The organism is Streptomyces sp. NBC_00663, assembly GCF_036226885.1.
Classification (GTDB): Bacteria; Actinomycetota; Actinomycetes; order Streptomycetales; family Streptomycetaceae; genus Streptomyces.
Genome location: NZ_CP109027.1, coordinates 877,599 through 899,624, shown reverse-complemented (window position 1 = coordinate 899,624; position 22,026 = coordinate 877,599). Strand labels below are relative to the sequence as shown.

22 protein-coding genes are annotated in these 22,026 nt (G+C 71.7%); 10 read left to right on the top strand and 12 right to left on the bottom strand.

Annotated features, from left to right (window positions below):
• Positions 1-23 precede the first annotated feature (23 nt).
• The 4 genes from OG866_RS04225 to OG866_RS04210 form a co-directional block, all read right to left on the bottom strand.
• Complete coding sequence (locus OG866_RS04225) at positions 24-377, bottom strand: UBP-type zinc finger domain-containing protein (RefSeq protein ID WP_329332028.1); 354 nt, start codon at positions 375-377, stop codon at positions 24-26.
• Complete coding sequence (locus OG866_RS04220; protein ID WP_329332027.1) at positions 374-1,831, bottom strand: ATP-binding protein; 1,458 nt, start codon at positions 1,829-1,831, stop codon at positions 374-376. The genes OG866_RS04225 and OG866_RS04220 overlap by 4 nt, the downstream gene beginning before the upstream one ends.
• Positions 1,828-3,504, bottom strand: a complete 1,677-nt coding sequence (locus OG866_RS04215) for an FAD-dependent oxidoreductase (protein ID WP_329332026.1) — start codon at positions 3,502-3,504, stop codon at positions 1,828-1,830. The genes OG866_RS04220 and OG866_RS04215 overlap by 4 nt, the downstream gene beginning before the upstream one ends.
• Before the next feature lie 66 nt (positions 3,505-3,570).
• Positions 3,571-3,930 (bottom strand): VOC family protein, encoded by a 360-nt coding sequence (locus tag OG866_RS04210; protein WP_329332024.1) that lies wholly within the window; start codon positions 3,928-3,930, stop codon positions 3,571-3,573.
• Between the two features lie 62 nt (positions 3,931-3,992).
• Between OG866_RS04210 and OG866_RS04205 the strand changes: the two genes are divergently transcribed.
• Positions 3,993-4,871: a universal stress protein gene (locus OG866_RS04205; protein ID WP_329332023.1), complete on the top strand. Its 879-nt coding sequence runs from the start codon at positions 3,993-3,995 to the stop codon at positions 4,869-4,871.
• A gap of 1 nt (position 4,872) precedes the next feature.
• Here the strand turns inward: OG866_RS04205 and OG866_RS04200 are convergent, their stop codons facing one another.
• The 3 genes from OG866_RS04200 to OG866_RS04190 form a co-directional block, all read right to left on the bottom strand.
• Positions 4,873-6,117 (bottom strand): DUF4032 domain-containing protein, encoded by a 1,245-nt coding sequence (locus OG866_RS04200; protein WP_329332022.1) that lies wholly within the window; start codon positions 6,115-6,117, stop codon positions 4,873-4,875.
• A gap of 41 nt (positions 6,118-6,158) precedes the next feature.
• Positions 6,159-6,905 (bottom strand): MBL fold metallo-hydrolase, encoded by a 747-nt coding sequence (locus OG866_RS04195; RefSeq protein WP_329332021.1) that lies wholly within the window; start codon positions 6,903-6,905, stop codon positions 6,159-6,161.
• A gap of 195 nt (positions 6,906-7,100) precedes the next feature.
• The gene (locus OG866_RS04190) at positions 7,101-7,730 is read right to left on the bottom strand and encodes an alpha-ketoglutarate-dependent dioxygenase AlkB (RefSeq protein ID WP_329332020.1); all 630 of its coding nucleotides are present in this window, start codon (positions 7,728-7,730) and stop codon (positions 7,101-7,103) included.
• Between the two features lie 116 nt (positions 7,731-7,846).
• Between OG866_RS04190 and OG866_RS04185 the strand changes: the two genes are divergently transcribed.
• A complete protein-coding gene (locus OG866_RS04185; RefSeq protein WP_329332018.1) occupies positions 7,847-8,464 on the top strand; it encodes a TetR/AcrR family transcriptional regulator in 618 nt (205 codons plus the stop codon).
• Between the two features lie 16 nt (positions 8,465-8,480).
• Positions 8,481-10,154 (top strand): FAD-binding dehydrogenase, encoded by a 1,674-nt coding sequence (locus tag OG866_RS04180; RefSeq protein ID WP_329332017.1) that lies wholly within the window; start codon positions 8,481-8,483, stop codon positions 10,152-10,154.
• 618 nt (positions 10,155-10,772) lie between these two features.
• Here OG866_RS04180 and OG866_RS04175 read toward each other — a convergent pair.
• The gene (locus OG866_RS04175) at positions 10,773-11,120 is read right to left on the bottom strand and encodes a DUF488 domain-containing protein (RefSeq protein WP_329332016.1); all 348 of its coding nucleotides are present in this window, start codon (positions 11,118-11,120) and stop codon (positions 10,773-10,775) included.
• Positions 11,121-11,280: 160 nt separating this feature from the next.
• Between OG866_RS04175 and OG866_RS04170 the strand changes: the two genes are divergently transcribed.
• The 4 genes from OG866_RS04170 to OG866_RS04155 are packed head-to-tail and all read left to right on the top strand — an operon-like array spanning position 11,281 to position 16,000.
• Positions 11,281-12,666 (top strand): M1 family metallopeptidase, encoded by a 1,386-nt coding sequence (locus tag OG866_RS04170; protein WP_329332015.1) that lies wholly within the window; start codon positions 11,281-11,283, stop codon positions 12,664-12,666.
• 52 nt (positions 12,667-12,718) lie between these two features.
• Positions 12,719-13,471: a L,D-transpeptidase family protein gene (locus tag OG866_RS04165; RefSeq protein ID WP_329332014.1), complete on the top strand. Its 753-nt coding sequence runs from the start codon at positions 12,719-12,721 to the stop codon at positions 13,469-13,471.
• 19 nt (positions 13,472-13,490) lie between these two features.
• Positions 13,491-14,171, top strand: a complete 681-nt coding sequence (locus OG866_RS04160; RefSeq protein ID WP_329332013.1) for a response regulator transcription factor — start codon at positions 13,491-13,493, stop codon at positions 14,169-14,171.
• Entirely contained in the window at positions 14,168-16,000 is a 1,833-nt protein-coding gene (locus OG866_RS04155) for a sensor histidine kinase (RefSeq protein ID WP_329332012.1), read from the top strand. Before OG866_RS04160 ends, OG866_RS04155 begins: the two co-directional genes overlap by 4 nt.
• On the opposite strand, the gene OG866_RS04150 is transcribed toward OG866_RS04155, so the two are convergent.
• Positions 15,956-16,210, bottom strand: coding sequence for a WhiB family transcriptional regulator (locus OG866_RS04150; RefSeq protein ID WP_329332010.1), 255 nt, complete (start codon positions 16,208-16,210; stop codon positions 15,956-15,958). The genes OG866_RS04155 and OG866_RS04150 overlap by 45 nt on opposite strands.
• A 175-nt stretch (positions 16,211-16,385) precedes the next feature.
• The gene (locus OG866_RS04145; RefSeq protein WP_329332008.1) at positions 16,386-17,606 is read right to left on the bottom strand and encodes a saccharopine dehydrogenase family protein; all 1,221 of its coding nucleotides are present in this window, start codon (positions 17,604-17,606) and stop codon (positions 16,386-16,388) included.
• 113 nt (positions 17,607-17,719) lie between these two features.
• Here OG866_RS04145 and OG866_RS04140 point away from each other — a divergent pair, with 113 nt between their 5' ends.
• Entirely contained in the window at positions 17,720-18,445 is a 726-nt protein-coding gene (locus OG866_RS04140; protein WP_329332007.1) for a TetR/AcrR family transcriptional regulator, read from the top strand.
• Here OG866_RS04140 and OG866_RS04135 read toward each other — a convergent pair.
• Positions 18,434-19,333 carry a LysR family transcriptional regulator ArgP gene (locus tag OG866_RS04135; protein ID WP_329332005.1) on the bottom strand — a complete coding sequence of 300 codons (900 nt, stop codon included), beginning with the start codon at positions 19,331-19,333 and terminating at the stop codon, positions 18,434-18,436. The two genes, OG866_RS04140 and OG866_RS04135, sit on opposite strands and share 12 nt — an antisense overlap.
• A 95-nt stretch (positions 19,334-19,428) precedes the next feature.
• Between OG866_RS04135 and OG866_RS04130 the strand changes: the two genes are divergently transcribed.
• A complete protein-coding gene (locus OG866_RS04130; RefSeq protein WP_329332004.1) occupies positions 19,429-20,046 on the top strand; it encodes a LysE/ArgO family amino acid transporter in 618 nt (205 codons plus the stop codon).
• Positions 20,047-20,157: 111 nt separating this feature from the next.
• Positions 20,158-21,456, top strand: a complete 1,299-nt coding sequence (locus OG866_RS04125; RefSeq protein WP_329332002.1) for an MFS transporter — start codon at positions 20,158-20,160, stop codon at positions 21,454-21,456.
• 15 nt (positions 21,457-21,471) lie between these two features.
• Here the strand turns inward: OG866_RS04125 and OG866_RS04120 are convergent, their stop codons facing one another.
• The gene (locus OG866_RS04120) at positions 21,472-21,924 is read right to left on the bottom strand and encodes a cyclic nucleotide-binding domain-containing protein (RefSeq protein WP_329332001.1); all 453 of its coding nucleotides are present in this window, start codon (positions 21,922-21,924) and stop codon (positions 21,472-21,474) included.
• Positions 21,925-22,026: the final 102 nt, after the last annotated feature.

The window sequence follows — 22,026 nt, the reverse complement described above, 5'->3', positions numbered from 1 at the left end:
GGCGCGGGGGGAGCTTGCGGCGCTCAGCCGCGCAGCGTCCTCGCCCAGTCCGCGGGCACCCGTCCCGCGGGCCCCGGCGCCGGCTGGTCCGCCGGGTGGCTGTCGGGCGGGGTCAGCGCGGGCCCCGACTCGAACATCTCCTTGGTCTGGAAGTTCCAGTACCAGTCCTCGCCGGGCTCGTAGCTCTGCACCAACGGATGCCCGGTCTCCTGGAAGTGGGCCGTGGCGTGCTTGGCGGGGGAGGAGTCGCAGCACCCCACGTGCCCGCACTGCGCACACCGCCGCAGATGGAACCACCATCCGCCGACGGCGTCGCAGTCCACGCACCCGCTCCCGCTCGGCGGCACGCTGGGGTCCAGGCCCTGGATGTCGGTCATGCCAACTCCTCCATGGTGTCGGTCTCCTCGGCGGTGAGCGGCAGCAGCACCTGGAAGCGGGTGTCACCCGGCTCGGACTCGACCTGGAGCGTGCCGTGGTGCTTGTTCACGACGATCCGCCACGAGATGTCGAGCCCGAGCCCCGTGCCCTCGCCGACCGGCTTGGTGGTGAAGAACGGGTCGAAGATCCGGCCGCGGATCTCCGGCGGCACTCCGGGCCCGGTGTCCCTGAACTCCACCAGCAGCCGCTCGTGCTCCAGGGCGGTCCGCACGGTCAACGTCCCTTCCCCGCCCGCCCCGTTGATCGCGGCGACCGCGTTGTCTACGAGGTTCGTCCACACCTGGTTGAGCTCCGCCGGGTACGCGGGGATCTTCGGGAGTGTGCGGTCGTACTCCTTGACGACCTTGATCTGCCGCCCGATCTTGCCGGAGAGCATCAGCAGGGTGCTGTCGAGGAGTTCGTGGACGTCGGCGTTCTGGAAGGGCGCCCGGTCGAGCTGCGAGTACTGCTTGGCGGCATCGACGAGATGCGAGATGCGGTTGGTGGAGTCGTTGATCTCGTCCATCAACAGCTCGGTCTCGACGGTGTAGTTGAGCCAGCCGATCGCGTTCGGCAGAAGCTCCTCGTCCACGGCCGCCGCGACCTGATTCAGCCAGTCCACGTCGAGCCCGGCCTGCACGAAGGTGGGGGCCAGCCGCCAGCCGTTCTGGATGTCGTGGTCGTCCAGCCAGTCGGTGACCGCGTCCTCCCGGTCCGAGGCCTCCAGCGGGCTCAACGTCGGCGCCTTGGCGACCCGTTCGGCCGTGCGGTCCTGGATGTCGATGAGGTTCGCCATGACCTCGGGGGCGTAGTTCCCCTGGGCGATGATGGCGAGCTTGTGCCGCATCTTGCCCACGCGCTCGCGCAGGGTCGCGGTGGCTCGTACGGCGGCGGCCGCCGGGTTGTTTAGTTCGTGGGTGAGGCCCGCCGACAACGAGCCGAGCGCCAGCAGCCGTTCGCGCTGACCGATGGCGCGCTGGGTGCTCTTCGAACCGAAGAAGAGCCCCTCCAGCAGATGGACCGCCATCGGGAACCACTCCTGCATGAAGTCCGAGAACTTCTCACCCGGCAGCACGAAGAACCGGGTGGGCTGGGTCACCCGCATGGAGTTGTTGTAGACCTGCGGCACCCGGTCGCCCAGATACGCCTGCATCGAGCCCGCGTACACCCCGCTCTGGGAGGTGCGCGTGACCTCGACGTCGTCCCCGCCGACCCGGCGGGAGAGCACCACCGCACCCTCGATCATCACGTAGAAGCAGGTGGCGGGCTCGCCCTCGGTGTAGACGGGACCGGGTTCGAACCTCTCCACCCGGCCCGCGCTGCACAACTGCCCCAACTGCTCGGCGGACAGCTTCTCGAACAGGAACAGCGACCCGATCTCCACGGGGCTGCACGGCATCAACTGCCCGCTCATGACTGCTCCAGATAACGGTGGACGAGCATCACGGCCATGGCTCCCTCTCCGACGGCGGACGCGACCCGCTTGGCGGACTCGGCGCGCGCGTCGCCCGCCACGAACACGCCGGGGATGTTGGTCTCCAGGTGGTACGGCGGCCGGTCCAGCTCCCAGCCCGCCGGCGGCCGTCCGTCGGCGGTGAGGTCGGGCCCCGCGAGGATGAACCCGTGGTCGTCCCGCAGCACCGTGCCGTCCAGCCAGTCGGTGAGCGGGGCCGCGCCGATGAACACGAACATCCACTGCGCGTCGACGAGTTCGGTGTGCCCGGTGTCGACATCGCGCAGCGTGAGCTGTTCCAGATGGTCGGAGCCGTGAGCGGCCTCGACGACCGTGCGCGCCCGTACCGAGATGTTGGGTGCCTCGCCGATCTGCTGGATCAGGTAGTGCGACATCGACGCGGCCAGGTCCGGGCCGCGCACCAGCAGGGTCACCGACTTGGCGCCCTTCGACAGGTACATCGCCGCCTGACCGGCCGAGTTGGCACCGCCGACGATGTAGATGTCCTGCCCCTGGCAGGAGGCCGCCTCGGTCAGCGCCGAGCCGTAGTACACCCCGCACCCGGTCAGGTCGGTGCAGCCCGGCGCCTGAAGCTGCCGGTACGACACACCGGTCGCCAGGATCACGCTGTGCGCGGCGATCGCGGAGCCGTCGGAGAACCGTACGACCTTGGCGGCTCCGTTGATCTCCAGTGCCGTCACATCGCGTGCGGTGAGGATCTCGGCGCCGAACTTCCCGGCCTGGCGCCGGGCCCGGTCGGTGAGCTGCGCCCCGGACACACCGTCGGGGAAGCCCAGATAGTTCTCGATGCGCGAGCTCTGCCCGGCCTGTCCGCCGGTCGCCGACCGCTCCACGAGCACGGTCCGCAGCCCTTCCGACGCCCCGTACACGGCCGAACCGAGCCCGGCCGGACCGCCGCCGATGACGATCAGATCGTAGAACTCGGCGGTGGGCGTGGTCGCCAGGCCCACCTGCGCGGCCAGTTCGGGCGCCTCGGGTGCCACCAGGGGCGTCCCGTCCGGCGTGATCACCAGCGGCAGCCGCTGCCCGTCCTGCCCGGCCGCCGCGAGCAGGCGCTGCCCCTCGGGCTCGTCGGCCGAGTACCAGCGGTACGGCACCTGGTTGCGGGCCAGGAACTCGCGCACGTCCGACGAGCGGGCCGACCAGCGGTGCCCGACCACCTTGGTGCTGGGCACCGGCCGGTAGTCACTGCACTTCCAGGCCTCCAGCAGGTCGTCCAGGACCGGGTAGAGCTTCTCCTCCGGCGGGTCCCACGGCTTGAGCAGGTAGTGGTCGAGATCGACGACGTTGATCGCGTCGATCGCCGCGCTCGTGTCCGCGTACGCCGTCAGCAGCACCCGCCGCGCCCCCGGGTACACGTCGAGGGCCTGCTCCAGGAACTCGATGCCGTTCATCTGCGGCATCCGGTAGTCGGCGAGGATCACCGCCACCAGATCACCGCGCAGCTTCAGCTCACGCAGCGCCTCCAGCGCGGACTCACCGGACTCCGCGCGCACGATGCGGTACGACTCGCCGTAGCGCCGCCGAAGGTCACGGGCGACGGCACGGGAGACCCCCGGGTCGTCGTCCACGGTCAGGATGACGGTCCGCGCTGTTTCGGCGGCCTGTGCCATGCGTTTCCCACCCCGGGTTGTCGGCTGTGGCTGTCGCCCATCGTATGTTCGAACGTCCTGCTTCGCTCAGGTATGCGGCGTACCGCCGCGGAGCACGCAGAACTCGTTGCCCTCGGGGTCCAGGAGCGTCACCCAGGAGAACCCGCCGTACCTGGGATCGGCGTGCCGGGCGCCGAGTGCGAGGAGGCGGGCCACCTCGGTCGCCTGGTCGTCGGGGCGGAAGTCGAGATGGAGGCGGTTCTTGATCGTCTTGCCCTCGGGGACCGGGGCGAAGAGCAGGCCCGGAACGCGGTCCTTCTCGGGGCGGATCTCGTACTCCTCGGCGTCGTCGTTGACGACGACCCAGCCCAGCGCCTCGGTCCACCAGCGGCCCAGGGCGGCGGGATCGGCCGCGTCCACGATCACTTGTTCCCACACCAGGCTCATGACGTCAGCGTAGTGAAGACTGGGGAGACGTGCCTGATCAATTTCGTGAGGGAGACAGCCGTATGACGCGCCCGATCACCGTGGGTTTCGACGGAACCGAGGAGAGCCTCGCCGCCCTGGACTGGGCGGCGCGGGAGGCGGTCCGCCGGGGGTCGGCGCTGCGGGTGGTGCAGGCCTGGCGGTTCCAGGCGGACATGGCGCTCGACGTGCTCACCGACCCCGAGACCCAGGCCGGATGGGTACGGGACGCGGTCGCCGAGGCCGCCCGGGCGGTCACCGCCCGGCACCAGGGGCTCGCCGTGACCACCGACGTCCTGGAGGGCGGCACCGTCGAGGCGCTGGTGGAGGCCTCGGCGGGCGCGGAGATGCTGGTGCTGGGCTCGCGCGGGCACGGCCCGGTCGTCGGGTTCCTGCTCGGCTCGGTCGGCCAGCAGGTGATCGCGGAGGCGGTACGGCCCGTCGTGCTGGTCCGCGCCGGGGACGAACCCACCGCCGAGGCCGCCGGGCGGGAGATCGTCGTCGGCCAGCAGGGCGAGGACCCCGAGGACAGCGCCGCCGCGCTCGGGTTCGCCTTCGAGACGGCCGCCGCGCGCGGGGCGACGGTACGGGCGGTACGGGCCTGGACGCTGCCTCCGGTGTTCGCCTACAGCCCCGGCTCGCTGGCGCTCCTCGACGAGGCGGGCGGACTCGAACCGCGCGAGAAGCAGGCGCTGGAGTCGGCCCTGAAGCCCTGGCGGGAGCGCTTCCCGGACGTCCCCGTCGTCGAGCACGTCGAGATGGGCAGCGCCGGGCAGGTGCTGCTGTCGGTGGCCGCGCGGGCCCAGCTGATGGTCGTCGGCCGGCGGGCCCGTCGTACGGCGGTCGGCGCCCGCATCGGATCCGTGGCGCACGGCGTGCTGCACCACGCGGGCTGCCCGGTGGCCGTGATCCCGCCCGTCTGAGTCAGTCCTTTGCCACCGGCTCGGTGGGCTGCAACGTCTCGCGGGCCTTGGGGAGGATGTTCTCGATGTAGTCGGTGACCGCCGTGTCCAGGCCGATGTCGTGCTGGGCCCGCTCGGACATGTACCAGCGGTGTTCCAGCAGCTCGTGGTAGATCTCGGCCGGGTCCATCGAGCCGCGCAGTTCCAGCGGTACGGCGCGCACGGTCGGCCGGAACACGTCCCGCACCCAGCGGTGCGCGAGGACCTCGGGGCGGGCGCCGAGCGGGTCGCCCGGGGCGTAGTCGTCCTGGGTGGCCATCCAGCTCTCCAGGTCGTTCAGCAGCCGCCGGGCCTGGTTCTCCTCGGTGTCCAGGCCCGTCAGCCGCAGCAGCTGGCGCTGGTGGTGGCCCGCGTCGACGACCTTGGGCACGAAGGTGACCGTGTCGCCGTTGTTGGCGTGCTCGATCTGCATCTCGGCCACGTCGAAACCGAGGTCGTTGAGACGGCGGATGCGGCGCTCGATGTAGTGGTACTTGCCCGCCGGATAGACCGAGGTGCGGGTCAGCTCCTCCCACAGGCTTCGGTAGCGGTTGCAGATCTCCATGCCGAACTCGATCGGGTCGACGGAGGGGTGCAGCGCCCCCGACGCCTCCAGGTCGAGGAGCTCGCCGCTGATGTTCACGCGGGCCAGATCGAGGTCGTACTCGCGCTGGCCGTCGCTCAGGCGGGGTTGCAGTTCGCCGGTCTCGGCGTCGACGAGATAGGCGGCGTAGGCACCCGCGTCCCGGCGGAACAGGGTGTTGGACAGCGAGCAGTCGCCCCACGCGAACCCGGCCAGGTGCAGCCGGACCAGCAGGACGGCGAGCGCGTCCATGAGGCGGTGCATGGTCGCCGGCCGCATCGTCGTCTCGAACATCGACCGGTACGGCATCGAGCCGCCCAGATGCCGGGTGACCAGGACGGACTCCAGCGGGTTGCCGTCCTGGCCGGTACGTCCGGTGACCACGGCCAGCGGGTCCACGGAGGGGATGGCGAGGCGGTCGAGGTCGCGGAGCATGTCGTACTCGTTGAGGGCGGGCCGCTCGGCGAGTTCCTTGACGGCGATTACCTCGTCACCGGCCCGGGCGTAGCGCACGACGTGCCGGGATATGCCGCGCGGCAGCGGGACCAGGACCTCCTCCGGCCACTCCTCCAGGGGTACGTCCCACGGCAGTTCCAGCAGGAGCGCGGGGTGCTCCGGGTTCGTCGCGCTGATCTGGAGTGCCATGGGCCGTTCGTCCTCGTCTCGCGGGTGATCGTCACCTCACCTTAGAGCGCGCGCTCCTTGGCCTGAAGTGCCGCTTCACGGAGTGGACCGCGGTGGGCCGGACCGTGGCCGGGGAGCATGAGGTCGCCGTCGAGTTCCGCGAGGACGTCCAGCGAGGCGACGGCACGGGCGCGCTCGTGATGGAACATGTCCGGCAGCAGTTGCGGGCCCTCGATCCGCGAGGTGGGGTGGCCGCTCACCAGGGCGTCCCCGGAGATCAGCACGCCGGTCCCCGGGAGGTGGAAGGCGACATGGCCGTCGGTGTGGCCCGGTGTGTGCACGGGGACGGGCCGGCCGGGCAGGTCGAGCGGGCCCGGCTTCGGGAACGCCTCGGGCGCGGTCACCGGGACGTGCGCCTTGCCGCCGGAGCGGATCGCGTGCAGCGCCCACGGCACGACGCCCGGCCGCCAGCCGTTGCGCACCACGTCGCCGACGGTGACCTGGTGCAGGAACTCCCGCCGGGCGTGCGGTACTTCGGCCTCGTGCAGCAGGACCGGGGTGCCGTACGCGGCGCGCAGATGCTCGGCGGAGCCCAGGTGGTCGTTGTGGGCGTGCGTGATCAGCACCGCCGTCACCGCCTCCGGTGAACCGGCCACCTGGGAGAGGGAGTCGAGGAGCTGCTCGCGGTCCCCGGGGTAACCGGTGTCGACGAGCGTCACGGCGTCCCCCTCGGTGAGGATCACCCAGTTGGTGTTGGAGCCGTGCACCAGATAGGTGCCGTCGGCGACTTGCTGCACTTCAGCCCGCATGATCGTCCCGCGTGTGAGGAGGTTCCGTGCCCGACGGGGGCATCACATCAGATGCGGTGGTCGGGGGGCTCGGCGGGGCCGCCCGCGTGCCCAGGGCGGGGGAGTGGCGCGGTCCCGTGCGGAGGAAGGGCTGCCTCCGGCACCGTCCGCCGGAGGCAGCCCCCTGCGTGCGCCCGAAGCGGCCGCCTCTCCGCCTCAGTGCACGCCGTGCGGGCGGAACTGGATGCTGATGCGCGGTCCCGTCGCGCGTGCGGTCTTCGGTACGCAGTGCTCCCAGGTCCGCTGGCAGGAGCCGCCCATCACGATCAGATCGCCGTGGCCCAGCGGCCGGCGGACCGTGCTCGCGCCGCCGTGCATCGGGCGCAGCAGCAGGTCGCGGGGTGCGCCGACGGAGACGATGGCGACCATGGTGTTCTCGCGGGCACCCCGGCCGATCCGGTCCCCGTGCCAGGCGACGCTGTCCCGTCCGTCGCGGTAGTAGCAGAGGCCGGCCGTGGTGAAGGGCTCGCCGAGTTCTTCGGCGTAGTGCGCGCCGAGTGATTCGCGCGCCTCGGTCAGCACCGGGTGAGGGAGGGCGTCGTCGCGGCCGTAGTACGCGAGCAGTCGGGGGACGGCGACGACGTTGTCGTACATCTGCCGTCGCTCGGCCCGCCACGGAACCTCGGCGGCGAGCTGTTCGAAGAGGGTGTCGGAGCCTGCCAGCCAGCCGGGCAGCACATCGATCCAGGCGCCGGAGCCGAGCTCGGTACGGGCGACTCCGTCGAGGGGCCCGAGGCCCAGGCGGTCGGTCTGGTCGAAGAGCGAGGACTGGAGGTGCGTGCTCATGGATCCAGCGTACTCCTTATTCGAATATCTGTTCCCATCACGGAGAGCGCCTCTCCGAACCTCTTTCGATACACCGGTGTATCGGATACATTCCCGTATCGAATGGAGGCCGGCCCGTGGACGCAGTGCGACGAGTGACGAAACGCCGGGTGCGCACCCGCGCCAACCTGCTCGACGCCGCCTTCGCCGTCTTCGCCGCCAAGGGCTTCGGGCGCGTCTCCATCGAGGAGGTCTGCGAGGCCGCCGGATACAGCAGAGGCGCCTTCTACTCGAACTTCGACAGCCTCGACGAGCTGTTCTTCGCGCTCTACCGGGAACGCGCCGACCTGATCGCCGACCAGGTCTCCGGCGCGCTGGCCCTCGACGGGCCCGACCTCGACGTGCCCGCCGCCGTCGACCGGGTCACCGAGGTGCTGCTCCTGGACCGCGACTGGCTGCTGGTGAAGACCGACTTCCTGGTGCACGCCGCCCGGGAACCGGCCGTCGCCGAGAGCCTCCTCGAACACCGGGCGCGGCTGCGAGAGGCGATCAAGGAACGGCTCGCCCGCGCGCGGGGCCACACGGAACTGCCCTCCGTGCTCGCCGGCCTCGACGGCGCCGCCCACGCCGTCGTCGCCGCGTACGACGGGGTCACCACCCAACTGCTCCTCGACCGGGACGTGGAACGCGCCCGGGCCTGGCTGAAGCAACTGCTCACCGCGCTGCTGACCGACGGCAGCGACACCACCGTATGAGGAAGGGACGGTCGCCATGGATGCCGACGTCATCGTCGTCGGAGCCGGACTCGCCGGCCTGGTCGCCGCGCACGAACTGACCAGCCGGGGCCGCCGGGTCGCCCTGGTGGACCAGGAGAACGCCGCCAACCTCGGCGGGCAGGCCTTCTGGTCCTTCGGCGGGCTGTTCCTCGTGGACTCCCCGGAGCAGCGGCGGCTCGGCATCAAGGACTCCTTCGACCTGGCCTGGAGCGACTGGCAGGGCAGCGCCGGCTTCGACCGGGTCGAGGACGAGGACTCCTGGGCGGTGCGCTGGGCGCGCGCCTACGTCGAGTTCGCGGCCGGCGAGAAGCGGTCCTGGCTGGAGGGGCACGGCATCAAGTTCCTGCCCACGGTCGGCTGGGCCGAGCGCGGTGACCTGCGCGCCCATGGACACGGCAACTCCGTGCCCCGCTTCCACATCGCCTGGGGCACCGGCACCGGCGTGGTCGAGCCCTTCGTGGACCATGCCAAGCAGGCCGCCCGCGACGGGCTGCTGACCTTCTACCACCGTCACCAGGTCGACGCGCTCGTCATCGAGGAGGGCCAGGCCCGCGGCGTACGCGGCACCGTCCTCGCCGAGGACGGCTCGGCCCGCGGTGTGCGGTCCAACCGCGACCGCGTCGGCGACTTCGCACTCACCGCCCAGGCCGTCGTCGTCACCACCGGCGGCATCGGCGCCAACCACGACATAGTGCGCCGCTACTGGCCCGAGCGCCTCGGCACCCCGCCCGGTGAGATGGTCACCGGCGTCCCCGCCTACGTCGACGGCCGCATGCTCGACATCAGCGCCGAGGCGGGCGTACGGCTCGTCAACCGCGACCGCATGTGGCACTACACCGAGGGCCTTCAGAACTGGGACCCGATCTGGCCCGGACACGGCATCCGCATCCTCCCCGGCCCGTCCTCCCTGTGGTTCGACGCCCTGGGCCGCCGGCTGCCCGACCCGTGCCTGCCCGGCTACGACACCCTCGGCACCCTCAAGCACCTGCGCACCACCGAGGACATCGCCGGGTACGACCACTCCTGGTTCATCCTCACCCAGAAGATCATCGAGAAGGAGTTCGCGCTGTCGGGCTCCGAGCAGAACCCCGACATCACCGCCAAGGACCGGGTCGGCTTCCTCAAGACACGGGTGCTGGGCAAGGGGGCGCCGGGGCCGGTCGACGCGTTCCTGCGCAAGGGCGCCGACTTCGTCACCGCGCCCGGACTGGAGGAGCTGGTCGAGAAGATGAACGCCCTCACCGACAAGCCGCTCCTCGACGCGTCCGAGATCCGCCGCCAGATCGAGGCCCGGGACCTCCAGATCGCCAACCCCTACAGCAAGGACGCCCAGGTGCAGGGCATCCGCAACGCCCGCCGCTACATCGGCGACAAGCTCGGCCGCGTCGCCACCCCGCACCGCATCCTCGACCCCGAGGCCGGCCCGCTCATCGGCGTCAAGCTGCACATCCTGACCCGCAAGACCCTCGGCGGCATCCAGACCGACCTGGACTCACGGGCGCTGGACGCCGACGGCACGCCGATCGAGGGCCTGTACGCCGCCGGCGAGGTGGCCGGCTTCGGCGGCGGCGGCGTCCACGGCTACAACGCCCTGGAGGGCACGTTCCTCGGCGGCTGCCTCTTCTCGGGCCGGGCGGCAGGCAGAGCGGCGGCGAAGCAGACGGGCTGAGACGTCATTTGAGAGGCGGGGCGGTCGGCGGGGGCGTGAGTCCTGCGGCGGTGGTGTGACTGGCGGGGGCTTCAGTGCGGCGGCGGGTGTCTGGCGGGCTTGTCGGTCCGGCGGTGCTGTGCCTGGACGGGTTGTCAGTGCGGCGGCGGGTGTCTGGCGGGCTTGTCGGTCCGGCGGTGGTGTGCCTGGACGGGTTGTCAGTGCGGCTGCGGATGTCTGGAGGGCTCGCCTCCCGGCAGCCGTGGGCCGGGTGGGCTTGTCATCCGGCAGTGGGTGACGGGGTGGGCTTGTCATTCGGCAGTCGTGTGGCTGGGTGGGCTTGTCAGCAGGCAGGCGGCGGACCTGTGGGCCTCTCGTCCAGCAGGTGGGTGACGGGGTGGGCTCGCCGCCCGGCCACCGTGTCACCGGGTGGGTTCGTCACCCGGCAGGCCGGCCTGTGGCCCGTGGGCTCGTTGCCCGCAGGCGGGTGGCCGGCGGGGTCGTCGCCCCGTAGCCGTACGTGTGGTGGGCTGGGGTTAGCCCTGTGTCTCCTGCCGGCAGCCGTGTGATCGGGGCGCCCTCGCCTCGGCGGGTGGGTGATCGGGTCTCCTCACCTCAGCACTTGTGCGGTCGGCCCCCTTATCCCAACAGCTGTACGAGCACGGCCGCGTGGCTTTCCTCCGGGGTCTTCGCGGCCGTCAGCAGGGTCACCGGGCCCTTGGTCGCCAACTCGCGGACGTGGGTGAGGAGTTCGGTCGCCTCGGGTGCGGCCAGCTCCGCCTCGTAGCGGTGCGCGAACTCCTCGTACGAACCCTCGCCCGCGTGGTACCAGCGGCGCAGCTCGGTCGACGGGGTCATGGCCTTGGGCCACTCGTCCACCCGGGCCGCGTCCTTCGACAGGCCGCGCGGCCACAGTCGGTCGACCAGGACACGGACGCCGTCCTCCGGCTCGGGCGACTCGTAGACGCGGCGGATGCGAACGCTCATGGCAGGGGCCCTTCTGCGGCGGCGGGTGTGCCGGGAGCGTAACTCCGGGCAGGGCGCGACTTGACCCGACGCAGGGCGAGTTCCGCGGAGATCACCCTTAGTGTGAGGCCGTTACGGAGGCCGTCATGGAAGCCGCCACCCCCCAACCGTAGGAGCGCCCGTGCCACAAGCCGTCAGACGCACCGTCGTCCTCGGAACCGTCCCCGTCGCCCTCGTCGCCCTGCTCGGCGCCGCGGCACCCCCGACGGCCGGCTCGTCCGGCGTCGGCGACCCGTACTTCCCGCTCGCGGGCAACGGCGGCTACCACGTCCACCACTACGACCTGACCCTCCGTTACGACCCGGCGAGCCGCCATCTCGACGGCACGGCCGTCCTGACCGCCCGCGCCACCCAGGGCCTGAACCGCTTCAACCTCGACCTGAACGGCCTCAAGATCACCGGCCTGAAGGTCGGCGGCGACAAGGCGGACTTCCGCCGCGACGGACAGGAACTCACCGTCACCCCGCGCAAGGCCCTGCACAAGGGACAGTGGTTCCGCGTCACCGTCGCCTACAGCGGCAAGCCCGCCCCCGTCACCGACCCGGACGGCTCCCTCGACGGCTGGATCCCCACCGACGACGGCGCGTTCGTCGCGGGCGAGCCGCAGGGCGCGATGACCTGGTTCCCGGCGAACAACCACCCCAAGGACAAGGCGTCGTACGACTTCACGATCACCGTTCCCGACGGCCGCACCGCCGTCGCCAACGGCGTGCTGCTCAGCAGGCACAGCGCGCACGGGCACACCACGTTCCGCTGGCGGCAGAGCGAGCCCATGGCCGCCTACCTGGCCACGGCCACGGTCGGGAAGTTCAAGGTGACGCAGTACACCACCCGCGACGGGATCCAGGTCTACAACGCCGTCGACCCGCGCGAGGCGGCCGCGGCGGACCCCGTCCTGAAGAAGCTGCCGTCCGTCCTGGAGTGGGAGAGCAGGCTCTTCGGGCCGTACCCGTTCAAGGCCGCCGGCTCGATCGTGGACCGGGCCCCGAACGTCGGTTACGCACTGGAGACCCAGACGCGGCCCGTGTACGACCAGGCACCCGACCTGAGCACCCTCGTGCACGAGAGCGCCCACCAGTGGTTCGGTGACTCGGTCAGCCTCACCTCCTGGAAGGACATCTGGCTCAACGAGGGCTTCGCGACATACGCCGAGTGGCTCTACGAGGAACAGCACGGCGGCGACAGCGCGCAGAAGACCTTCGACGCGCTGTACGCGCGACCGGCGGACGACGGCCTGTGGGAGTTCCCGCCGGGCGACCCTGGCAGCGGCGCGAACATCTTCGGCACACCGGTGTACGCGCGCGGCGCCATGGCCCTGCACAAGCTCCGTACGGCCGTCGGGGACCGGACGTTCTTCCGGATCCTGCGGGCCTGGGCCGCCGAGCACCGGGACGGGCACGGGACGACCGCGCAGTTCGTGGCGCTCGCCGAGCGCACGTCGGGCAAGGACCTGGGCGGCCTGTTCCGGACATGGGTGTACGGACAGGGCAAGCCGAGCGCTCCCTAGGGGAGGGAGCGGACCTGACGAGTTCCAAACAAGTGTCGGCGAAGGTCGAAGCATGATCATTCGCAGACCCCATGTCGCGCTGCTGACCGCCTCCTTCGTACTCGCGGGGTGCGGGGGAGGGGCCGCGGCGACCACCTCGCGCCCACCGGCCACGACCGATCACCCTCCGGTCACCACCACGGTCCGGCCCGCGCCCCCGGTCTCCCTGGTCGTCGCCCCGCAGCAACTGCCCGGCCTCGGGCCCAAGACCTGGGCGCAGGTGCCGGACGACGCCCGGCAGGCCGTCGTCGTCACCGGACGCGGCAAGAACTCCTCGCGGTCCACCGTCGTCCTGTACGAGCGCACCGACGCGGGATGGGAGGCCGACGAGACCTGGCCCGCGCACAACGCGCTGCGCGGCTGGACCGACGACCACCACGCCGGCGACCTGCGCTCGCCCATCGGTGTCTTCGGCCTCACCGACGCCGGCGGACTGCTCCGCGACCCGGGCACCCGCCTGCCCTACGACCAGGGCGGCGGCTTCACCGCGTCCGGCACCGGCTTCGAGGGCGAACGCCTGGCGGGCTCCTTCGACTATGTCGTCGCGATCAACTACAACCGCGAGCCCGGCACTTCGCCCCTCGACTGGACCCGCCCGCTCGGCGCCGGCCGCGGCGGCGGCATATGGCTGCACGTCGACCACGGCGGCCCCACCCACGGCTGCGTCAGCATCGCCGAGCAGCACATGAGGAAGCTCCTCCGCGCCCTCGACCCGGACCGGCATCCGGTCGTCGTCATGGGCGACGCCGACTCCCTCGCCCGCTGAGCCGCTTAGGATCCGCCAGGTGTGCGCACATGTGCTGGTTGCCGAGGACGACGAGATGCAGGCCGAACTCATACGCCGCTCCCTGCTGGCGGAGGGCCACACCGCCACCGTCGTGCACGACGGCGGTGCCGCCCTCGACGCGGTGCGGCGACTGCGGCCCGACCTGGTCGTGCTCGACCTGATGCTGCCCGTGTTCGACGGGCTCGGCGTGTGCCGGGCGCTGCGGCGGGAGGGGGACGTCCCGGTGCTCATGCTCACCGCCCGTGCCTGCGAGGACGACATCCTGCTCGGCCTGGACGTCGGCGCCGACGACTACATGACCAAGCCCTACAGCCCGCGCGAGCTGATGGCACGGATTCGGACGGTCCTGCGACGCAGCGGACACGGCGCGGGACCCGTACGGGCCGCCGGGCTCCAGGTGGACCCTGTACGGCATGAAGTGCGGTGCGACGGCGACCTGGTGGAGTGCACGCCCGCCGAGTTCGCCATCCTGCTCGCCATGACCGCCGAACCCGAACGGGTCTTCTCCCGGCGGCAGTTGCTGGAGTGCACCCGCGGTATCGACCGGGCGTCCACCGAGCGGGCCGTCGACGTCCACATCATGAACCTGCGCCGGAAGATCGAGGCCGACCCGCGCCGGCCGGTCCGGCTGCTGACCGTGTTCGGCGTCGGCTACAAGCTCAGCGGCGGCCGCGGATGAGCCGCCGCATACCCCTGCGCAAACGCCTGTCGGTCCGGCTGCTCGTCGCCTCGGTGCTGATCGCCGTGTGCTCGGTCGCGGCGACGGCGTGGCTGGCGGTGGAGACGACCACCCGGGCACTGCGGGCCGAGCAGGGACAGGTGCTCACCGAGGACATGGACGTCCTCGCCCGGCTGAGCGGATACGCGGCAACTCACCCGACGTGGCGGGGAGTCGACGAACTCGTCCGGTCCCTGTCGCGGAAGACCGGCCGACGGATCGCCCTCACCACCACCGACCGCACCACCATCGCCGACTCCGCGCCGGCCGGCACCTCCCTGCCGCCGCGCGCCGCCGCCACCGTCGACCCCCTGCGCACGGACACCTACACCGAGCGCGGGGCGCAGCGCAGCGGCGTCGATCCACGAGTGGTCGGGCCGTACCTGCTGACGGCGAAGGAGCGCGCCAGGCTGGGGAAACTGGCCCTGGTGCGGCAGAAGTGCTTCGCCCGGTTCGGCATCGAGACCAGCATCGTCGAGACGCCGAGCGGGCGGCCGGTCCTCAGCGACGCCGACGAGGTGCCCATCGACTGCGCCGACGGGCGGCTCAACACCCCCACCCCCAGCGAGGAGAAGGCCCTCGTGGACCTGACGGAACGTGCCCGTGGCTGTCTGGGCCCGGACGACGTGAAGTTCCCCGAGGCGCTGTTCGTCCACTTCGACTTCACCGATCGGAGCCTCGGCGGCCGTTACGAGCTGGGGAAGATCGACGTGCCGCCCGGCTCGGAGACCGCCCGCACCCTCCAGAACTGCGTCGACGGCGCACGCCGCGCACAGCTCGACCCCTATGTCGCGCCGACCGCGGAGCTGTTCCTGGGCGGCGGGGACCGCACGGCGGTGCGGTTCGACATGTCACCGGCCAACAAGGCCAAGGTGGTCGGTGTCGCCGGGCTGGTGCTCGCCGTCACCGTCGCCGTGACCGCCGTCGTCGCCACGCGGCTCGTCCGGCCGCTCCGGGCGCTGACCGCGGCCGCCCAGCAGCCGCCTCAGCTGCATGTGCGGGTGCCCGTGACCACGCGGGACGAGACCGGCATCCTCGCCGCGGCCTTCAACGACCTCACCGAACGCCGGGAACGCCTTGAGGCCCAGCGCAGGGCGATGGTCAGCGACATCGCCCACGAACTGCGCAGCCCGCTCACCAACATCCGCGGCTGGCTGGAAGTGACCATGGACGGCGTCGTGGCCCCCGCCCCCGAACTGCTGGCCTCCCTGCACGAGGAGGCACTCGTCCTCCAGCGGATCATCGACGACCTCCAGGACCTCGCCGCCGCCGACGCCGGCACACTGCGGCTGCAACGCGAGCCCGTCCGCGCCGACGAACTGCTCGGACAGGTCGCCGCGGCCCACCGGGTGGCGGCCGACACGGCGGGCGTCACCCTGAGCATCGGGACGGACGGGGAGCCGTGGCTGGACGCCGACCCGGTCCGGATGCGGCAGGCGCTCGGCAACCTCGTCTCCAACGCGCTGCGTCACACACCCGCGGGCGGGACCGTCGCCCTCGCGGCACGGTGCGAGGGCGACGACGTGGTCCTCGAAGTCAGCGACACCGGCAGCGGTATCGCATCCGAGGACCTCCCACAGGTCTTCGACCGCTTCTGGCGTGCCGAGAAGTCCCGCAGCCGCCGTACCGGAGGCAGCGGCCTCGGACTGCCGATCGTCCGCCACCTGATGGCCGCGCACGGCGGCACCGTGGAGGCGGCGAGCGAACCCGGCGCCGGGAGCGTGTTCACCCTGCGCGTGCCGGGTCTAATGGGAGGAACGCCCGGCCCTGGCCCGGCGCCGTTGCAGTGAACGTCGTTCGGTCTCACTCGTACCGCCCCAGACTCCGATGGCCTGCCCGGACTCCATGGCCCACTCCAGGCACCGCTCCCGTACGGGGCAGCGGTGGCAGACCGCCTTCGCCTGTTCCGTCTGGACCAGTGCCGGGCCGGTGTTGCCGATCGGGAAGAAGAGGTCGGGGTCCTCGTGGCGGCATGCGGCATGCGTTCGCCAGTTGTCCATCGATGTCACCTGCGCTCGAAGTCGTCCGTGCCCTCGCGGATGGCTTACCCGCTTTCGGGTCACCTGTCGATGCGTATGTGAAACAACGGAATTGAGGAAAATCCGGATCTCACCGCCCGAAGTGCCGGATCCCACCGCCCGAAGCGCCGGATCTGCCCGCTCGAAGCGCCCGGTCTCACTGCTCGCGCAGACCCCACGGGGAGTCGTACGCGGTGAGCAGATCCAGGAAGGGGCCGGCCGGGAAGGCCTCCGGGCCGAGGACGCCCGCGCCCTTCCACGCGCCCGTGGCGAGGAGTTCGAGGGCGACGACCGGATTGACCGCCGTCTGCCACACCACGGCCTGGCTGCCGTACTCCGCCATGGACCACTGGTTGTCGACCACGTGGTACAGGTACACCTCGCGCGGCGCCCCGTCCTTGACGCCCTTCACCCAGGTGCCGGCACAGGTCTTGCCGTGCATCCGCTCGCCCAGGCCGGCCGGGTCGGGGAGACAGGCGGCGACGACGTCCCGGGGCGAGACACGGACCGGGCCCTCGGGGCCGGGCACCGTCACCGGCTCGGTGCGGTCCAGGCCCAGCAGGTGCAGGGTCTTGAGCGTCTCGATGAACTCGTTGCCCAGGCCGTACTTGAAGGTGACCCGCTTCGCCCCGATCCAGCGGGGCATGAGGAGCACCTCCTCGTGCTCGACGTTCACGCACTCCACCGGGCCGATGCCCTCGGGGAAGTCGAACACCTCCGGCTCGCTGAACGGCGCGGTGGTGAACCAGCCGCGGTCGGCCTCGTAGACCACCGGCGGGTTCAGGCACTCCTCGATCGTGGTCCAGATGCTGAAGGAGGGCGCGAAGTCGTAGCCGTCGACGGTGAGGTCGGCGCCGTCGCGGACGCCGATCTCCTCGATCTCGTCGAAGAGTTCGTCGGCCGCGTACCGCGCGAAGACATCCGAGAGACCCGGCTCGACGCCCATGCCGACGAGGGCCAGCAGCCCCGCCTTCTCCCACTCCACGGCATCCTCGAACTGCGCGTCGCCCAACTTGACCCCGCACTCCTCGTAGGGACGCTCGGGGTGCGGACGCGACAGGGACATCGCCATGTCGACATAGGTGGCGGAGGCGGTGCGGGCGGCACGGAACAGCGGCATCACGAAGCGCGGGTCGGTGGCGTTGAGGAGGACGTCGCACGCGTGCCGCTCCAGCAGCGCCGCCACCGCGGCCTCGTCACTCGCGTCGACGCGCTCGGCCCTGAACCGGGCCCCGGCCTCGCCGAGCGCCGCGACGGCGGCCTCGGCCCGCGCCAGGTCGTGGTCGGCCACCACCATCGCCTCGAAGAACGGCCTCCGGGCGGCGATCCGGGTGATGGCGCCACCCACTCCACCGGCACCCACGAGCAGTACACGCATGACAAGACTCCTACGACTGAAGGTCTACGACGTGAGGGGGCCCTGCGGTCGATACAACGCCGTCGGTCCGGTTAAGGTCAATGGCGTTGGCATAAGCGTGGGAGGTCCTGGTCGTGCCGAAGCCCGTGGTGCCCGAGGAGAGGCGGCGCCGTCGCCGGCCGACCAAGAGCGGCACCGTCCTGTCCGAGGAACTGATCGTCGAGACCGCGCTGCGCATGCTGCGCGAACACGGCACCGAGGGCCTGACCGCCCGCCGCCTCGGCCTCGCCCTGGACGCCGATCCGAGCACCCTGTACCGCTACTTCCGCGGCATGGACGACCTGACCCTCGCCATCGGCGACGCGCTCATCGGACAGGCCCTGCGGGGCTGGGCGCCGACGGGGCGGTGGCGGGCGGACCTGCGGGCCGTCGGGCGGCGCATCCACGCCGCGTACGTCGCCCATCCGCAGGCCGCCCTGCTGACCACGAACCGGGTCACCGGCCGCCCCAATGAACTGGCGGCTGACGAGGCGGTCCTCGACGTGCTGCGCACGGCGGGGTTCCCGCTCCCGGACACCGTGCGGATCTATCACGCCTTCATCGACCAGACCCTCGCCTTCGCCGCGCTCGACGCCGCCTCCCTCGCCCTGCCGAGCGCCGCGCTCCACGCCGACGAGGACATGTGGAGCTCGACGTACGCCCATCTGCCCCGCACCACCCACCCGCGCATCGCCGAGGCCGCGCCGCTGCTGGTGCAGCGCATGGTCGACAGCGCTTATCCGACGGCGCTGGAGATGCTGCTGGACAGCGCGCAGGCGCAGTTGGCGGCGTTGGCCGGCGGTCCCGGCTCAGCTCCGTAGCGCCTGCGCCGCCGCGGCCGTCACCGCCTCGGCGACCGTGGCCAGGGCGGGGGAGTCCAGTTTCCACTGCTGCCAGTACAGGGGGACGTCGACCGGTCGCTCCGGCGCCAGTTGGACCAGCCGCCCGGCGCGCAGCAGGGCGCCCGCCTGCATCTCCGGGACCATGCCCCAGCCCAGCCCCAGCGTGACCGCCTCCACGAACCCCTCGGAGGTGGGGATGGCGTGCCGGGCCGGGCTCGCCCCACCGGCGCCCTGCCGCAACTCCCGGACGAAACGGTCCTGGTAGGAGTCGCGCCGGTCGAAGGTCACCACGGGCGCCTCGGCCAGCGCGTCGCCCAGCGGTCCGGCGAGACACCGGTCCACGAAGTCGGGGCTGGCCGCCGCGACGTACCGCATCCGGCCCAGCGGACGTACCGAGCAGCCCGACACGGCGTCGGGCGACGACGTCACCGCGGCCATCACCAGGCCCTCCCGCAGCCGCGTCGCGGTGTGCTCCTCGTCCTCGCGGTGCAGCTCGAAGGAGAGCGGCGGCGCGTCCGGCACCCGGGTCAGCGCGGGCAGGAACCATGTCGCCAGCGAGTCGGCGTTGACCGCGATCGACACCCGCGCCGGCTCGCCGTCCGAGCCCCCGCCGAGCTCGGACCACGCGTCCCGCTCCAGCCGGGCCAGCTGGCGCGCGAACCGCACGACCACTTCGCCCGACTCGGTCGGCCGCACCGGCTTCGCCCGCACCAGCAGCACCCGGCCCGTGCGCTGCTCCAGCGCCTTGACCCGCTGGCTGACCGCCGACGGCGTCAGACGCAGCACCGCGGCGGCCGCGTCGAAGGTGCCCTCGTCGACCACGGCAAGCAGGGTCCGCACCTGGTCGAGGGGGAGTTCCGGCATCATGAGCGGCTCGACGGCACATCACACATCACGAGCGCTAATGATACGTAAGAATCTTTAGCTGTACTCCATTCATGCGTCTGACTAGCGTCGATGCCATGACCGCCTCCCTCACCGCCGCGGCCGCCGGCTTCGGCACCGGACTCTCGCTCATCGTCGCCATCGGTGCCCAGAACGCCTTCGTCCTGCGCCAGGGCATCCGCCGCGACGCCGTCCTCGCCGTCGTCGGCATCTGCGCCCTGTCCGACGCGGCCCTGATCGCCCTCGGTGTCGGCGGGGTGGGTGCGATGGTCGTCGCATGGCCGGGGGTGCTGACCGCGGTGGGCTGGATCGGCGGCGCGTTCCTGCTCTGCTACGGCGCCCTCGCCGCCCGGCGTGTGTTCCGCCCGTCCGGTGGCGCACTGCGCACGGAGGGAGACGCGGCCGGCTCCCGCAGGCGGGCCGTCCTGACCTGTCTCGCGCTGACCTGGCTCAACCCGCACGTCTACCTGGACACCGTGTTCCTTCTCGGCTCCGTGGCCGCCGACCGCGGCGACCTGCGCTGGACCTTCGGGCTGGGGGCGGCGCTGGCGAGCCTGGTGTGGTTCGCGGCGCTCGGCTTCGGCGCACGCCTGCTCGGCCGCTTCCTGGCCCGCCCGTCCGCCTGGCGCGTCCTCGACGCACTGGTCGCCGCGACGATGATCGCCCTCGGCGCCCTGCTGATCGCCGGGGCCTAGGAACCCGCCAACAGCCGTTCCACAAGCTGAGATTGCGCGTCCCGCATGCTCGGACGGAAGTGCCATAGTGAACCCTGGTCCCGAAAGATGTAACGAGCAACCAGGAAGTCCGTGGACACGAGCGAGAGCAGCACCGAACCCCAGACATCGGCCCCGGCCGAGGAGGCGCCGGCCCGGCGCGGCTGGCGCCGGTGGGCGATGGACACCCGCCCGCTGCGCCGCCCGGCCTACCGCCGGCTGTGGAGCTCGACCGTCGTCACGGCCGTGGGCAGCCAGCTCACCGCCGTCGCCGTGCCCAAGCAGGTCTACGACATCACCGGCTCCTCGGCCTGGGTCGGCTACGCGAGCCTCGCCGGACTGCTGCCGCTGATGGTGTTCGCGCTGTGGGGCGGCGCCGTCGCCGACAGCGTGGACCGCCGCAAGCTGCTCCTGGTCACCAACAGCGGCATCGCCGTCACCTCGCTGCTGTTCTGGGTCCAGGCCGCCGCCGGACTGGAGTCCGTGACCGCCCTGATGGTGCTGCTCGCCCTGCAACAGGCGTTCTGGGGCCTGAACGCACCCGCCCGCAACGCCTCCATCGCCCGGCTGGTCCCCGCCGAGGAGCTGACCGCCGCCAACGCCCTCGGCTCGACCGTCGCGCAGACCGGCCAGGTGGTCGGGCCGCTGCTGGCGGGTGCCCTGATCCCGGTCATCGGGCTGCCCGAGCTGTATCTGATCGACGCGCTGGCGCTGTGCGTGACGGTGTGGGCGGTGTACAAGCTGCCCTCGCTGCCGCCCCTCGCCGGGCAGGCCAAGCGCCGGGCGGGCCTGCGCGAGATCGCGGAGGGGTTCCGCTACATCGCGCTGCACAAGGTGCTGCTGCTGTCGTTCCTCGCCGACTTCGTCGCGATGGTCCTCGGTATGCCCCGCGCCCTGTTCCCGCAGCTGGCCTCGGAGACCTACGCGCCGTACGGCGAAGGGCTCGCCCTCGGCCTGCTGTTCGCGGCGATCCCCATCGGCGCGGTGCTCGGCGGCCTGTTCTCCGGCACCTTCTCCCGGGCCCGCCGGCACGGCTGGATGGTCATCGGCGCGGTCGTCGCCTGGGGCGTGGCCATCACCGGTTTCGGACTGAGCGACAGCTTGTGGCTCGCGGTCGCCTTCCTCGCGCTTGCCGGGGTGGCGGACATGGTCTCCATGGTGTTCCGCGGGGCGATCCTGCTGTCCGCGGCCACCGACGAGATGCGCGGCCGGATGCAGGGCGTCTTCACGGTCGTCGTCGCGGGCGGTCCGCGGCTCGCCGACGTCCTGCACGGCACCGCGGGCTCGGCCTTCGGCCCGCGCGTGGCCGTGGCGGGCGGCGGGCTCCTCGTCGTCGCCGTCATGCTGGGGCTGGCCGCCGCGGTTCCGGCGCTGCGGCGCTATCGCGTCTGACCCGCGAGGCGAGCCCTACAAGGCATGCCGCCGCATCGAGTACTGCTCCATGAGCTTGCCCCGGGTCATCTCCAGCCGGTACGCGAGGATCTCGGCGACGTTGCGCACCAGGACCAGACCGAGCGCCGGGTCCTCCTCGCACAGGCCCAGCACGGCCGTCGCCTCGAACTCGTAGGCGCGCACGGGGCTGAAGGCCACCGCGCCGAAGTCCCACTGGTGCGGCGGGAACAGCCAGGACCAGCCCAGCAGATCCCCCGAGCCGAGACTGGCCACGGTGACCCGTTGCAGGGACGTCACCTGCTGGTCGAGGGAGACCGCGCCGGAGCGGATGACCCAGAAGCGGTCGGCCGTGCCGCCCGCCTCGAAGATCCGCGCGTCCTCCGGGAAGGAGACCTCCCGGGCCAGGCTCATCAGCCGCTGCCGTTGGGGCGGGGGCAGGGCGGTCAGCAGTTTCGTCGCTTTGGTCATGACGCGGGGCTCCTCGCCGGCGATTCGGTTCGGGGGTTTTCCCTACGCCCCATTTCAGCCGCTGGCGCCGCCTCGGGCACCTCGGCGGCAGGCACTGATTCC